Raw genomic sequence first — 15,159 nt, 5'->3', positions numbered from 1 at the left:
ATTTTATAAAGTATTATAAAATTTTTTAGCATCCCTAAATGTCTCTTTTTATTTCAACAACATCCTCTATTTTACAATCTAGTGCTAGACATATCTTTTCCATTGTATCCATAGAAACAGATTTATCATTTCCTAATCTACCTAAAACAGAAATACTTATACCTGATATATTTACAAATTCCATTTTCTTTATTTTTCTATCAATTAATAATTTCCATAACGGAGCGTATGAAATCATATTATCACCTCACAAAATATATTCTATCACATTTTATCTATTTTAGAAAATTTTCATCTATTTAGATAAATAATTCTTTATATAAATAGATGTCAATTATGATTTAGTAAGCATAAATATGTTAAAATAAAGCAAATTAATAGATTCTTTATATAAATATAAAAACCATTTTAAATAATTTATAATTTTTGACCTACATAAGCATGCATTGAGTTATTTAATCAGATACAAAATAACTCAATGCACAAATTAGTAGAAAAAATCATTATATTATTTTTCAATTACATATTTATTAAAAAATTCTTTTTCATAAATTAAGATATAGTTTGAGTTACATTCATATTTAATTCAGATATTATGGCCTCGGTCAGAATCTTACTAATCTCATCTAAGAGAGAATCTCTATATTTTGCAAGTATTACAAAATTATCTGAACCAACCCTTGCACAAGTTTCTTTAGTATTAAAAGTTTTGGAGAGTGCAGTTGCAACTATTATTAAAACTTTATCTCCATATTCATATCCATGTATATCATTAATATATTTCATACAATATGTGTTTTTTCCTTCTTCTTTCGCTCTATATAAAGCACTATCTGCATGATGATATAACTCAAAATAATAAATCATTACCTAATTCAAAAGTTATTTTTAAATATTAGTCTACTTTAAATTTAATCATCAACTCAATAACATTGAAGATGTAATATCTAATCTATTTTAATAAATAATTAAAGTACTATTTACCTAGAAATTAACTCTTTGAACTTATTTTATCATATTATAGAAATATATTCCTTTTTTTTGAGATATTACTTAAATTATACCTATTATTTATATACAATAGAAACAATAATCTACTCATCTCTTATTAATTATCTATAAAAATAAAATTTATAAATGATTATCAAGCAATGAAAATAGCCATGTAACTAATAACTACAGAATCTCTCTGCTTTTAAAAGTTACATAGCTATTTTCATTACTAGCAATTATAGACTGCTCTTTTAAATCCAAACCAATCTTTATCTAATAAAAAATTTAATCGTACTATATACAAAAGGTGCAACTAATATAACACTATCGAATCTATCTAATATACCCCCATGACCAGGTATTATTTTTCCATAATCCTTTATCCCTACATATCTCTTTATAGAAGATGCAAATAAATCTCCTAACTGAGCTATTACACTTCCTATACTTCCTATTATCGCTAATTGAAGCAAATCAATGCCAAATAAATATCCAAATAAAATACAACAAAGTGTACTTCCTATTATCCCTCCAATAGCTCCTTCTATAGTCTTTTTAGGACTAACTTTAGGAATTAGCTTATGTTTTCCAAGTAAATAACCACTAAAATATGCAAATATATCTGTCATAAAAGATATCACAAATATAAGCCATACATATATACTACCTTTTTCAAATCCATTTATAGTTATAACTATAAAATCTAAAAATACTCCTATATAAAAAATTCCTAAAAATGTAATCGAAACATCTATAACATTTTTTTTGCCCATCAACATATAAATTATACTTGCTAAAAATAAAATAAAAATCACTGCATAAGTATATTCCAATGGTAAATTAAAAATATTTTTTACAGCTAAATAAACAGAAAATAAATATCCCATAATGAATATTGGATGTACATCTTTTATTTTAAATGCCTTATAAAACTCATGTAATGCAATATAAACTATTGCTGTCTCAGCTATATATAGAGGAATCCCTCCATATACAACAAATAGAAATAATGGAACCAGAGCTAGTGAAGCAATAATTCTTGTAAGCATAAAATAATCTCCTTACTTAAGTCCTCCAAATCTTCTATCCCTTTTTTGATATACGTATATAGCCTTCTGTAGTTCTTCTTTTTTAAAATCAGGCCAATGTATATCAGTAAAGTAAAACTCAGAATAAGCAACTTCCCAAAGTAAAAAGTTACTCAATCTTTGTTCACCACTTGTTCTTATTACTAAGTCTGGATCTGGTATAGACTTTGTGCTTAAATAGTTTTTTATAATATCTTCATCAATATTGTTTATATCTATTTTACCACTTTCACAATTTTTTAATATATCTATAAGAGCATTTTTTATATCTGCTCTACTTCCGTAGTTTAATGCTAAATTTAAGTTAACTCCCGTATTGTTTTTTGTCATTTCCCTAGCTGAGTTTAATTCTCTTATACAAGTTTTTGGTAAAGCACTTATATCTCCTATGGCAGTTACTTTTACATTGTTTTGGTGAAGTTCAGCTATTTCATTTCTTAAGTATGTAGATAATAAGTTCATAAGTGTGTCAACTTCAAGTTTCGGTCTTTTCCAGTTTTCTGTTGAAAACGCATATAATGTTAAGTGCTTAACACCTAATTTTGAGCATTCTTTTACTATATCTCTTATAGTTTCTACTCCAGCCTTATGTCCTGCAGTTCTTGGAAGAAATCTAGATTTTGCCCATCTTCCATTTCCATCCATTATAATAGCAATATGAGTAGGTATGTTATTTAAGTCTATGTCATATATAATGTTGTTATTCATATTTTGCCTCCAATATTGTTCTGACTCCTTAAATTAAGGAGTCAGAAAAGTATGTGATTATCAGTTCTACACTACCACCTATCTCAGATATTTTTATAACTCTAGGAACTACAAGTTTATCTTTATCCTTTTTACCTTCAATAGATTTTACGGTATAATTTATATCTTGTTCATCAAAATATTGTTTTACCTCATCCACATGAAGACCTAAAAGGCTATAATATTTTTTCAATATTATACCTCCATTATATCCTTTTCTTTTTTAGATAATAATGTATCTATCTCTTTTATAAATTTATCAGTCATTTTTTGAACTTCATCTTGTGCTTTCTTTAATTCATCTTCAGTTAATTCTCCGCCTTTTTCCATCTTTTTAATTTTCTCATTGGCGTCTCTTCTTTCATTTCTTATTCTAACTTTAAACTCCTCTGCAGCTTTACTAGCTTTTTTAGCTAATTCTTTTCTTCTTTCTTCTGTTAAAGCAGGTACAGAAAGTCTTATAACTTCACCATCATTTGATGGATTTAATCCTAAGTCTGAGTTAGCTATAGCTTTTTCTATTTCGTGCATAGCAGATTTATCCCAAGGAGATATCATTAATATTCTTGGCTCTGGTACAGATATAGCACCAATTTGATTTATTGGAGTTGGAGTTCCATAATAATCAACCCTTATTTTGTCTAGCATTTGTGCATTAGCTCTTCCTGCTCTTATAGTTCCAAATTCAAACTTTAAGGCATCAATTGTCCCATTCATTTTCTCTTCTAATTGCTTATGTATTTCTAGTTTCATAATTTTACTCCTCCTTCATTCTTCATTATTTTACAGTAGTTCCTATATTTTCGCCTTTTACTGCTCTTATTATATTCTCTGTTGTAAGCTCAAATACCTTTATTGGAATTTTATTATCCATACATAAAGATGTAGCTGTAGAGTCCATTACTTTTAATTCTTTCTGTATAACTTCCATGTAGCTTAATTCTGTAAATTTCTTAGCATCTGCATGTACTTTTGGATCCTTGTCATATACTGCGTCAACATTTTTAGCTAACAAAATAACTTCTGCTTCCATTTCAGCAGCACGTAAAGCTGCAGTTGTATCTGTTGTAAAGTAAGGGTTTCCTGTTCCTGCACCAAATATAACAACTCTTTCCTTTTCTAAGTGTCTAACTGCTCTTCTTCTTATATATGGTTCTGCAATTTGTCTCATGTCTATAGCAGTTTGAACTCTTGTGGCAACATCTATATTTTCTAGAGCGTCCTGTAGCGCCATTGCATTCATAACTGTAGCTAACATTCCTATATAGTCAGCAGTAGTTCTATCCATTCCTTCACTAGTTCTACCTCTCCAGAAGTTTCCTCCACCTACTACTACAGCTACTTCAACACCTATTTCTTGTATTTTTTTTATAGCAATAGCAATATCATTAACTACATCATTATTTATACCAAAACCTCTTTCTCCTGCTAATGCTTCTCCACTTAATTTTAACAATACCCTTTTGTACATTGGTTTATCCATCAGAAACCTCCTATTTCAATCCTTTATATCCATTTTTTCTATTTTTTAAAAAAGAGAACACCTGCGTGTTCTCTCTTTGGTTATTACTTAAGTTGCTTAGCAACTTCTTCTGCAAAGTTTTCTTCTCTCTTTTGTATACCTTCACCAACTTCGAATCTCACAACTTTAACAACTTTTATATCAGAACCTACTGCTTTAGCAACATCAGCAACTAATTGTTTAACAGTTATATCTGGATTTTTAACGAAAGTTTGCTCTAATAAACAAACCTCTTTTAATTCTTTTTCTAATCTTCCTTTAACCATTTTTTCAACTATATTAGCTGGCTTTCCTTCATTTAAAGCTTGTTGAGTTAATACTTCTGTTTCATGTGCTATGTATTCAGCATCTACTTCATCTCTTGAAACATACTTAGGATTCATAGCAGCAACTTGCATAGCTACATCTTTACCTAATTCTAAAACTTTAGCATCTCTAGCTTCTGTTTCCATTTCAACAAGAACACCTATTTTTCCACCACCGTGAATGTATCCAGCAACTTGTCCATTAGTTACAACTTTAGCAAATCTTCTAAAGTCTAATTTTTCACCTATTTTTGCAACTCTATTATTTAAAACTTCTTGTAAAGTTATTCCCTCTTTATGAGTTTCACCTAATAAAGAAGCTATATCTTCTTTATCAGTAGCTAATGCCATACAAGCAGCATCTTTAACGAACACTTTGAAGTCTTCGTTTTTAGCAACGAAATCTGTTTCTGAGTTAACCTCTACCATAGAAGCAACTGTATTATCATCGTTAATTTCTATTGCAACTAGACCTTCAGCAGCAACTCTACCAGCTTTTTTAGCAGCTTTTGATAATCCTTTTTCTCTTAATAAATCTACTGCTTTTTCCATATTTCCTTCAGCTTCTTGTAAAGCTTTCTTGCAGTCCATCATTCCTGCGCCTGTACTTTCTCTTAACTCTTTTACCATTTGAGCAGTTATATTAGCCATTTTTTAAGTTTCCTCCTACTTATTCTATTCCATATTATAAATGGTAAGGGCGACCCTTACCATTTAATTGTCAAATTATTATTCTTGGTCTTCAGCTACTTCTTCTTCAGCACCTTGTCTACCTTCAATTACAGCTGTTGCCATAGCACCAGTTATTAATTTTACGGCTCTTATAGCATCATCATTTCCTGGTATAGCAAAGTCTAATTGTTCTGGGTCACAGTTAGTATCAACTATACCAACTACTGGTATACCTAATCTGTGAGCTTCTTGAATAGCTATGTTTTCTTTTCTTGGGTCAACTACGAACATTGCACCTGGTAATTCAGGCATGTCTTTTATTCCACCTAAGTATTTTTCTAGTTTTTCTTTTTCAGCTCTTAATTTTATAACTTCTTTTTTAGGAAGAACATTAAATACACCTTCTTCTTCCATTTTTTCTAATTCTCTTAATTTATTTATTCTAGTTTTTATAGTTTTGTGGTTTGTTAACATTCCACCTAACCATCTTTCATTAACAAAGTACATTCCACATCTTTCAGCTTCATCTTTTATCGCATCTTGAGCTTGTTTTTTAGTTCCTACGAATAAGATTGGCTTTCCTGTTTCAGCTACTTCTTTAGTAAACTTGTAAGCTTCTTCAACTTTTTTAACTGTTTTTTGTAAGTCGATTATATATATTCCATTTCTCTCTGTGAATATATACTTAGCCATTTTAGGATTCCATCTTCTTGTTTGATGACCAAAATGAACACCTGCTTCTAATAATTGTTTCATTGATATTACTGACATATCTTACCTCCTGGTTTTATACCTCCAGCTTGATCTTCTCCCTAAAAAACCATGTAATAGGCACCTTTTAAGGATCCCAATGCTGTGTGTGATTTATTTTATTTTTTCACCTCTAGTAGTATATCATAGAGGTGAAAAAATAACAATATTTTTTCCATATTTTCTATTTTTATATTTTTTTGTATATTTTATACCATTTTTTTGAATTTAATTTGCAAATTTCATTTTTAATTTTGTTTTTAATGGTAGATTATCTACATTATTATTACTTACTATATCTACACTTCCAAGTAAGTCACCTGAATTAGTATAGTATTTTATAGTACCCATATTATCGCCTTTTTTAACAGGATACTCTATATTTTTAATTTTAACTTCCGATTTTATACTTTCATCATCTTTTAATATTGTATAAAGTTCATCCTTTGCTTTTAAGGTAACCTCCAACTCTTTCATTCCTTTTATATATTTCTTACCAATAAAGCTATCTTTATCAATTACTTTTTTCATATTGAAATTTTCTTTCCCATATTTCAGTAGTGCTAAAGAAGCAGATGTTCTTTTATTTTTATGATTAGTACCCAATACAACTCCTATTACTCTACGTTTTTTCTCATTTTTATCACTTTTATTTACAACCATAGAAAATGATAAGCAATATCCAGCATTACCAGTATATCCAGTTTTTATACCATCTACTTCTGGTATAATTCTTAATAATGCATTTGTATTGCTTTTTTCAAAGCTTCTATCTGAATTCGTATATGTCTCCATATCAGTTATAGCTGTTACTTGTTTTTCATAATGGTCAAACATGTATTTTCCAAGAATAGCTATATCTTTTGCAGTAGATATATTTTCTTTGGCTTGTTTTTTTGGATTACTTAAATCGTATATTGGAAGACCATTTGGATTTAGAAAATGCGTATTAGTCATTCCTATTTCTTTTGCTTTTTTATTCATTCTATCCACAAATGCTTCCTTCGATTTACAAATATGTTTTGCTATAGCAATTGCCGCATCATTTCCCGATACAATCATAAGACCTCTCATAAGCTCTATAAGTGGCACTTCTTCACCATCTTTAAGTTTATAACTCGACCCTTTTACTGATGCAATAGATTTATCTATTTTTATTTTATCAGTTTCTTTTACTTCTTTATTTTCAATAGCTTCTATTGCAAGTAAAAAAGTCATCATCTTACTTAAGCTAGCTAATGGTACTTTCATATCAGGTTCTTTACTATATAAAATTCTACCTGTTTCTTGGTCTATAAGTATAGATGTTTTTGAATATTTGTCTACAGATTTTTCATCTGCATATGAATAATTTGGTATTATAAAAACTAGAATCATGGCTAATGCTATAATTTTTTTTAGTGCATTTTTCAAATTTTTCACCTTCTTGGATTATTAAGTATATTTATATTTAAATTTTCCCTATTTAGTCCAATTTATATCTAGTAATTAATACCTATCCATATTTACACAAATATTACCTTATCATTCTTTTAATAATCACAGATGCCCAAATTGCTCCTATTGTAACTCCAAAAAATACTTCTATACCTGCCAATGCTTTCCCAATCAAACTTGTAGCAACCATATCTCCATATCCTACTGTACTAAATGTAGCCATGCTAAAATACCATAAATCCATATACATTCTGAAAATCTCACTTAGTGAGTAATTACCTATATTATTTATATCTAAAGCTACAAGTGTACTATTTGAACTTTCTATGCCTACAAATAAGTATAATAAAGCAAAAACACTTATTATCACTATAATCACTAATAATATATTCCATGGCTTTTCTCCATAACCTGTCGTGTAACGTGCTATTTGGTCAAAAAATTTTTCAACTAAATAATCACTGAAAGTAGGATAATTAGAACGTTTCATTATTTTACTACTATAAATTCTTTCCTTATAATAGTAAAATCCTATCATCTCATATTCTCCAATTTTTGTTGCTTGATTTCTAGCTATTCTATAATTTATCTTGCCATGCTCATACTCACTTTTTCCATATTCAACATTCTTTAACACAAACTTTGTACATATGCTAAAAATTATTCCATCCATTCGCGGAAAATTTTCTACTTTATTAACTACCAAATCAGGTCCTTTAAATTTCACTTTTTCAAATATACGGTCATTTATATAGTCTTTACTAAATATGGTTCTATTAAAATCACAGTTTTCTAAGAATACACAACCATTAAATAACACTTTATCTTTAAATTCTGTATAGTCAAAAATAATATTCTTTTTAAAAATATATTTTTTAAAATTTGCTTTCTGTTTAAATATGGATTCAGAAAAATCCAGTATTTTATAATTGTAAGTTAATATTTCTTCCGCATTAAATTCATTTTCAAAAACAAATCCATTAAATTCACTTATCTCTTCTTTATAAAGAGTATCCATCATCAGCTGTATCTCTTCATCAGATTTATTTTCTTTATGAAAGATACAATATCCAGAAGAATCTGCCTCTCTATGACATTTTTTTCTCTCATCTATTTTAGATATCCATTTACAATTCATAAATATCCTCCAATACAAAACAATTATTACTATTTTGTATTAGTTTGGATATTATTTTATTTTATATACTTAAATAGTTACAAAATATATGTTAAATTATTCGTTTTAAACTTTTAATCTGTTTCTTATAAAAAATAATAAATTTTATATATACTTTCATTTCTTTACATATTAAATATGATTCTAAAACTACTTATCATTTTTAAGTAATTTTGTAACTATATTTAACGCTACTAAATCATCCATAAACCCTATTGGAAATACAAAATCTGGAATCACATCTGTCGATATAACAAAGTAAAGTAGCATACTTCCAATCAATAAATATTTCTTTATTGTAAGTCCCTCTGTACAAAAGTCAGTATACATTTCTCTTAATCTATCTGTAAATTGACCTTGTTTTTCAATAGAATCTATTTTTTTATTAAAATTATCAAAAAGTAATTTTTTACCTTCATCTGTTTGGACATATAATTTACACTTACTTAACTCTTTTTCAATATTTCCATTAAAATTCTTATCATTGATTAAGTTTGCAAATCCAAGAACATCATCAAAATTACTAAAATCACTATCCGTATTAAATGTTTGATTATTATTATTTCTAAATTCATATCCTGAAGCTTTTAATAATTCTTCTAGATTAATATTCAAATGTATTGCCATCTTTTCTAAATGATTTATATTTGGTTTTTGTTTATTATTAGCTATACGAGATATAGTAGATTTATCAATTCCACTTTTTTTACTCAACTCCCCCATTGATAATTCTTTTTCTTCTAATAAAATCTTCAACAAATCACCGAAATTCCCAACCTTGTTTTGTTGCTCCATTATTTTCACCTACTTTATTATGATTGGTTTTATATTATTATATAATATGATTTTTTTGTTATTTAGGTGTTGTATGATGTTGAAATTTTATCAACAATCTATTGGATTATCTGTAACAATTTATCCATTTTTACAATACTATAACTAGTATGAGTACAAAATTTAAGAGAAAGGATGTTAATCTACTGTGATTGAATCAATTTTATTAGTTACTTCTCTTTGTATAGATGCCTTTGTAACAAGCTTTGGATATGGCGTAAATAAAGTTAAAGTTCCTTTATATTCAAATATAATTATTAGTGTAGTTTGTTCAGCTATTTTGGCAGTATCACTTTTTGCAGGTACAATAGTTAGAGACTTCTTACCTCAAAATATAACAATGTTAATATGTTTCTTTATCTTATTTTTATTAGGAAGTACTAGACTAATTGAAAGCTTTTTTAAATCTTATTTTAAGAAAAAATCTATACACTCAAAAGATTATAACTTTAATATGTTAGACCTCAAATTAAATTTTAATGTAAGTATTGAACCTGATACCTTGGATACAAGTAAATCTAAAGTACTTAAATCTGCTGAAGCATTTACACTTGCAATTGCTTTAAGTTTAGATGGATTAGCTATCGGTTTTGGTAGTGGTCTTGTAGGTGTAAATTATATGCAAGTTATTCTATTTTCTTTAATATCAAACGTAATTGCAGTATTATTTGGTTGTTTACTAGGAAATATGTTTGTTAAAAATGTAAATTTAAATTTGTCTTGGTTAAGTGGTTTAATCTTGTTAGTGATTGGATTTATGAAGATATGTTAATTATGTTAATAAAGAAGCAATCTAAAGATAAAATTTTCTCTTTAGATTGCTTCCTTTTATGCTTTTTATATTTGTTTTCTATTCTCTCTAATTTCTTTCTGAATCTTTTTAAGAGCTTTCTTCGAACCTCTCTGAATATCTTTTTCTAATTTTCTATCTTCAAAACTAGTAAACAATGTATCCAAATCATATCCTTCTGGATATAATTCTGATGCTTTTATGCTAAGTTGTAATCTTTTTATGTTTACTGAAATAAAATTATCTTTAAATAATACTTCTACATTATTAAACTTGTCTATTGGCTTATATACAACTCCAAAATCATCTTCATCTAATAATTTTACTTTATCCCCTACATTATAATCTGTATAGTTTAAAATGACTTCAGAACTATCTTTATCTTCAACATTAGATTGTAACTTACTTCTTTTAACTAAATCTAAATTGTAGCTTCTATCAATTATATATTCTTTAGCCCTCTCTAAAACTCTATTTTTTATTCCCATTTTTTTAGAAATAAAAAGGGCATTACTATCTTCAGATTTTCCTATAGTTAACTTATACATGGGTTCTAAAGTTTCTTTATCAAACATCATACCAGCATTTTCAAACTCTGGATGCAATGTAGCAAACTTTTTTATCTCTCCATAATGAGTTGATGCTATCGTTATACATCCCATTTTATAAAATTCTTCTAACAATGATATTGCTAATCCAGCTCCTTCATTAGGTTCAGTTCCACTTCCTATTTCATCAAACAGAACAAGAGTGGAATTATTTGATAAATTCATAATCTCTGCGATATTTTTTATGTGTGATGAAAAAGTACTCAAGGCATTTTCAATACTTTGATTATCCCCTATATCTACAAAAACTTTTTCAAATACACTAAATTCACTGCCTTCTTTTGCAGAAATATCAAATCCACATTGAACCATTAAAGTTAATAGTCCAACAGTCTTGAGGGTTATAGTTTTTCCTCCTGCATTAGGACCTGTTATTATAAGACTTCTATAGTTTTTGCCTATTTCAAAATCTAAAGGTACTACATCTCCTGTTAGAAGTGGATGTTTACCTTTAATTATTTTTATATAGCCATTATTATTTATTTTCGGAGTAATTCCTTTTATTTTTTGACTATACTTGGCTTTTGCAAATACCATATCGTATTCAGAAAGTATTTCTATATTTAATTTTATCTGACTTATCTTCTCAAATATAAGTTCTGTTAAATAAGATAATATTTTGTATTCTTCAATAGTTTCATCAGCTTTTAACATAGTTAACTCTGTACTTAAATTTGAAATACTAATAGGTTCAATAAATACAGTATTTCCTTTTGATGATGTATCTAATATAGTACCATCAACTTCATTTTTATAAGAAGATTTAATTGGTATTACATATCTATCATTTCTTTTACTTATTATAAACTCTTGTATATACTTTTTATTTACAGTTGATGTTATAAATTTATTTAATCTATCTTTTATCTTTCCTTCTGTAATTTCTATATTTCGTCTTACTTTTTTTAATTCTTTACTGGCATTAGAATCAACTTTATTAGATTTTATACAGTAATTTATCTCATCTTCTATATTTTTACATTCTGTTATGTTTAAAGCATAAGAACTTAATGTAGGTGAATAAAATTCTTTTTCTAACATAAAAGCTTTCATCTTCCTACAACCTCTTAAAAAATCTTCAATATTTACAAGTTCAATAGGTTCTATTATCATTCCTTTTTCAATTTTATCTATTGTAGAACCTGCATTAAACAATCCTTCAAGTGGTATGTGATTACTATTTTCAATTATCTTTCTAGCTTCTTTATTTTCTGCTAACTTCCTTCTTACTACTCCAATATTCCCACTAGGAGTTAATTTATCTATTAAATTTTTTCCTAGCGAACTTACACAATGTATTTTTATTAATTCTTTAACTTCATTTAGTTGTAATCTTTCAAATGTATTACTATTCATCATTTTTTCTCCTTTATTTATAAGTCATTGTCTTTTAAATCACCATATCATTTACTTTGATAATAGTTATTTTGCGAACAACTTAATAAATAAGGAGTTATTAAATATCAAACTCCTTATTTATTAAGAAGTTTAACTCCGGACTCATTAATGTTAGTATTTTTTTTCATAAAACACTTCTCCTTTTCTATTCTTATTTAAACACTTATACCAGTGCTTCTAATATTATTCCATAAATTATATATTTGTGTCAATAAAAATAATATCATTAATGTTTTTGTACAGTGAAAATTTGTATAGCGAAAATAAGTTTATACTTTCATTTATATTTTAGAATCACTTATATTGTCATCAATTCATGTATATGCAGTTTCCAATAGAGTCTAACTTTGTAATCATTATATATCAAATAGTTTAGCTCTATAAATTATCATCTCTACAAAATAAAAAAATAGCTAATAATAATAAAACACTTTTAAATGTTCCAAAAAATTAGCTATTTATAATATAATTTTAATCTTTTTTAACTTTAAAAATTATCCTTTATAAGTAATCAATGGCTTCATGGTTGCCACTACTTGAATAAGTTCATATTCTATCAAACTTTCAATAATTTGCTCTATATTTTTATACGCCTCTGGAGCTTCTTGAAATAATAAATTTACATCATTACATAGAATCTGACTTTTAAATTTAGTTTGCTTTATAGTATCTTTATTATACTTATTTTTAAGACGAGATTTACAAATTGAACGAGACCATTTTCTGCCTGCTCCATGTGATAGAGAATATAAAGATATCTCTGTATTTTCAGTAGGCATAACTATATATGATAGACTGCCTCTTGAACCTGGTATAATCACAGCTCCTCTTTCGCTTGAAACAGCACCTTTTCTATGTATAAATTTGTCTTCTCTTTTTTCTATAAAATTATGATTTATAGATAATATTTTTTCAATATCTCCAGATATACCTATTGATTGCATAATTTTTTTACTGATAGCTTCACGATTACGCTCTGCCCAGATTAAAGCATTATCATGACTTTTAATATAATCTACTGCTTTATCACTTTCAACTTCAAGCCCATTTTTATCATAAAATTTTTTTAGAATAGTTTCTCCATAATTTCTTGACCCACAGTGAACTAACATCATAACATCATCAGATGAAAATTTTAACTGTTCAAATTTTTCTTTATTATAAACTTCACTTATACATTGGATTTCTACAAAATGATTTCCACTTCCTATAGTTCCTAGGTTTAAGATTGGGCATTCTTCTTTATATATATTTGTTATTTCTACATCAGACAAGTCTTTAATCTTGCCAAGAGACTTAATCCATCTATCTTTTTTAAATTTCTTTTTTAAAACTCCAGTTTTAAATAAAGTCATTCCACAGCCTATATCATTTCCAATTATATGTGGATAAATAATATTTCTAGTTTCAACTGCTAAACCCACAGGTATTTTACCTGCATGTAAGTCAGGTAATCCTACTACTCTTAAAATTCCATTTAACTTTGAAATATCTTCAAGTTGTTTCCTTGCTATATCTTCAATCCAACATTTATTACTTGCTATAATTGTTATTTTACTCATGTTTTGCTCCTTTTTAGTATGCTCCTGCCTTTAAAAAGTAGCAAAAAGCTGTGACCTTTAGCCACAGCTTTTTTATTCTAAACTGTAAAAGCAGGTGGCTATTTGTTAAAATGCTCCTAAACGTTTAACACCTCATTATTTTTTGCTAACATAATAACCACTTCCTCTCATAATTTAAGATTACACCAAAATTTCTATGTATATCATTGAAATTAATTTTAAAATACTTAATATACAATTTTTATATTATGGAACTAATAATAATCATTGAAATCATGACTATAGCTAGACCGGCAACAACAAGTTTTTTATGTAATTTTTTTCTCATTTTACTTTTATATTCTTTTTTAACCTGTATAACTTTGTCTTGTTTCTGTTCTTCCTCTTTCTCATCTTCAACTTCTATATATGCTTTTTCATACATTACTTTACTTAAATCAATAATAATATCATTGGCTCTAGTATACTTATTATTTCTTCCAAGAAGCCTTTTTATAACATTTATAAGTTCTGTATTTCCATTAATTGCTTTTATACTATTCCAATCTAATCCCTTATCAATAGATTGTAACATTTTTTCTTCTGAATTTGATTCTCCAAAAGGTAATTTTTTAAATATAGATTCAAATAGAATAAGACCTGTCGCAAAAAAATCACTCTCTTTATCGGTATAATTTATACATAGTTGATGTGGACATAAATATTTTCTGTTCCCATAGCTTCTTGTATTAATCCCATTATTTGCTTTTGTAATTCCAAAATCACAAATTTTGATATTATATTCTGTATCTACTATTATACTACTTGATTTTAAACTACCATGATATGAATAATTCCTATGTATCATTTCTAAAGCTTTTAAAACTTGTATCATTATATTTACGATTGCTTCTAAATGAAGATAATTACCTAAAATTAATTCATCTAATCCGATACCATTAAAGTCTTCACTTACAACATAATACAATGTTGCTTCTTCTGTACAATGAATTCCAACATCTATTATTTTTAGTATATAAGGAGAGTTTATCTCATCTAAAGTAGTACTTTCATCAATTAAATTTGAAACAAAATCCTCACAGATATAATCATTGTGCTTTATGACTTTTATTAGCACATTTTTTTTGTAAAAAACATCTCTAGCCTTATAGATTTTGTTAATTTCTAAAACGTCATCAGAATTTACTACCTCATATCTATTGCCTATAAAATTCAACCATGTCACCTCCTCATACATTTTATATAACTAAATCTATTTACAATTATACCAATATAT

General features: G+C 27.1%; 16 protein-coding genes. 1 reads left to right on the top strand and 15 read right to left on the bottom strand.

Annotated features, from left to right (window positions below; genetic code table 11):
- Nucleotides 1–34: 34 nt before the first annotated feature.
- The 12 genes from IR152_RS01815 to IR152_RS01760 all read right to left on the bottom strand — a co-directional run bounded on the left by IR152_RS01815 (nt 35) and on the right by IR152_RS01760 (nt 9,486).
- Nucleotides 35–238 (bottom strand): helix-turn-helix domain-containing protein, encoded by a 204-nt coding sequence (locus IR152_RS01815; protein WP_021384994.1) that lies wholly within the window; start codon nt 236–238, stop codon nt 35–37.
- Between the two features lie 314 nt (nt 239–552).
- Nucleotides 553–867: a diguanylate cyclase domain-containing protein gene (locus tag IR152_RS01810; RefSeq protein WP_227450121.1), complete on the bottom strand. Its 315-nt coding sequence runs from the start codon at nt 865–867 to the stop codon at nt 553–555.
- Between the two features lie 395 nt (nt 868–1,262).
- Entirely contained in the window at nt 1,263–2,042 is a 780-nt protein-coding gene (locus IR152_RS01805) for a phosphatidate cytidylyltransferase (RefSeq protein WP_227450120.1), read from the bottom strand.
- Between the two features lie 12 nt (nt 2,043–2,054).
- Nucleotides 2,055–2,789: an isoprenyl transferase gene (locus IR152_RS01800; protein ID WP_227450119.1), complete on the bottom strand. Its 735-nt coding sequence runs from the start codon at nt 2,787–2,789 to the stop codon at nt 2,055–2,057.
- Between the two features lie 28 nt (nt 2,790–2,817).
- Nucleotides 2,818–3,021 (bottom strand): hypothetical protein, encoded by a 204-nt coding sequence (locus IR152_RS01795; RefSeq protein WP_227450118.1) that lies wholly within the window; start codon nt 3,019–3,021, stop codon nt 2,818–2,820.
- Between the two features lie 2 nt (nt 3,022–3,023).
- The gene (gene frr / locus IR152_RS01790) at nt 3,024–3,581 is read right to left on the bottom strand and encodes a ribosome recycling factor (protein WP_003430598.1); all 558 of its coding nucleotides are present in this window, start codon (nt 3,579–3,581) and stop codon (nt 3,024–3,026) included.
- A gap of 25 nt (nt 3,582–3,606) precedes the next feature.
- A complete protein-coding gene (pyrH, locus tag IR152_RS01785) occupies nt 3,607–4,311 on the bottom strand; it encodes a UMP kinase (RefSeq protein WP_003430597.1) in 705 nt (234 codons plus the stop codon).
- 83 nt (nt 4,312–4,394) lie between these two features.
- Nucleotides 4,395–5,306 (bottom strand): translation elongation factor Ts, encoded by a 912-nt coding sequence (gene tsf, locus IR152_RS01780; protein ID WP_227450117.1) that lies wholly within the window; start codon nt 5,304–5,306, stop codon nt 4,395–4,397.
- A 78-nt stretch (nt 5,307–5,384) separates the two neighbouring features.
- Nucleotides 5,385–6,098: a 30S ribosomal protein S2 gene (gene rpsB, locus IR152_RS01775; protein WP_003424537.1), complete on the bottom strand. Its 714-nt coding sequence runs from the start codon at nt 6,096–6,098 to the stop codon at nt 5,385–5,387.
- A 207-nt stretch (nt 6,099–6,305) separates the two neighbouring features.
- On the bottom strand, nt 6,306–7,490 hold the full coding sequence (locus IR152_RS01770; protein ID WP_227450116.1) for a D-alanyl-D-alanine carboxypeptidase family protein: 1,185 nt from the start codon (nt 7,488–7,490) through the stop codon (nt 6,306–6,308).
- Between the two features lie 103 nt (nt 7,491–7,593).
- Nucleotides 7,594–8,652, bottom strand: a complete 1,059-nt coding sequence (locus tag IR152_RS01765) for a potassium channel family protein (RefSeq protein WP_227450115.1) — start codon at nt 8,650–8,652, stop codon at nt 7,594–7,596.
- Nucleotides 8,653–8,841: 189 nt separating this feature from the next.
- Nucleotides 8,842–9,486 (bottom strand): helix-turn-helix domain-containing protein, encoded by a 645-nt coding sequence (locus IR152_RS01760; RefSeq protein ID WP_227450114.1) that lies wholly within the window; start codon nt 9,484–9,486, stop codon nt 8,842–8,844.
- 187 nt (nt 9,487–9,673) lie between these two features.
- Between IR152_RS01760 and ytaF the strand changes: the two genes are divergently transcribed.
- Nucleotides 9,674–10,297: a sporulation membrane protein YtaF gene (gene ytaF, locus IR152_RS01755; protein ID WP_227450113.1), complete on the top strand. Its 624-nt coding sequence runs from the start codon at nt 9,674–9,676 to the stop codon at nt 10,295–10,297.
- A 65-nt stretch (nt 10,298–10,362) separates the two neighbouring features.
- On the opposite strand, the gene IR152_RS01750 is transcribed toward ytaF, so the two are convergent.
- The 3 genes from IR152_RS01750 to IR152_RS01740 all read right to left on the bottom strand — a co-directional run bounded on the left by IR152_RS01750 (nt 10,363) and on the right by IR152_RS01740 (nt 15,108).
- Nucleotides 10,363–12,279 carry an endonuclease MutS2 gene (locus IR152_RS01750; protein ID WP_227450112.1) on the bottom strand — a complete coding sequence of 639 codons (1,917 nt, stop codon included), beginning with the start codon at nt 12,277–12,279 and terminating at the stop codon, nt 10,363–10,365.
- 536 nt (nt 12,280–12,815) lie between these two features.
- On the bottom strand, nt 12,816–13,883 hold the full coding sequence (locus IR152_RS01745; protein ID WP_227450111.1) for an RNA ligase RtcB family protein: 1,068 nt from the start codon (nt 13,881–13,883) through the stop codon (nt 12,816–12,818).
- Between the two features lie 241 nt (nt 13,884–14,124).
- The gene (locus IR152_RS01740; protein ID WP_227450234.1) at nt 14,125–15,108 is read right to left on the bottom strand and encodes a protein kinase domain-containing protein; all 984 of its coding nucleotides are present in this window, start codon (nt 15,106–15,108) and stop codon (nt 14,125–14,127) included.
- Nucleotides 15,109–15,159 lie beyond the last annotated feature (51 nt).

The sequence above is a fragment of the Clostridioides sp. ES-S-0108-01 genome (assembly GCF_020662285.1).
Lineage (GTDB): Bacteria > Bacillota > Clostridia > Peptostreptococcales > Peptostreptococcaceae > Clostridioides.
Note: the sequence above shows the minus strand (reverse complement) of the source record. Positions and strands in the feature narration are given on the sequence as shown.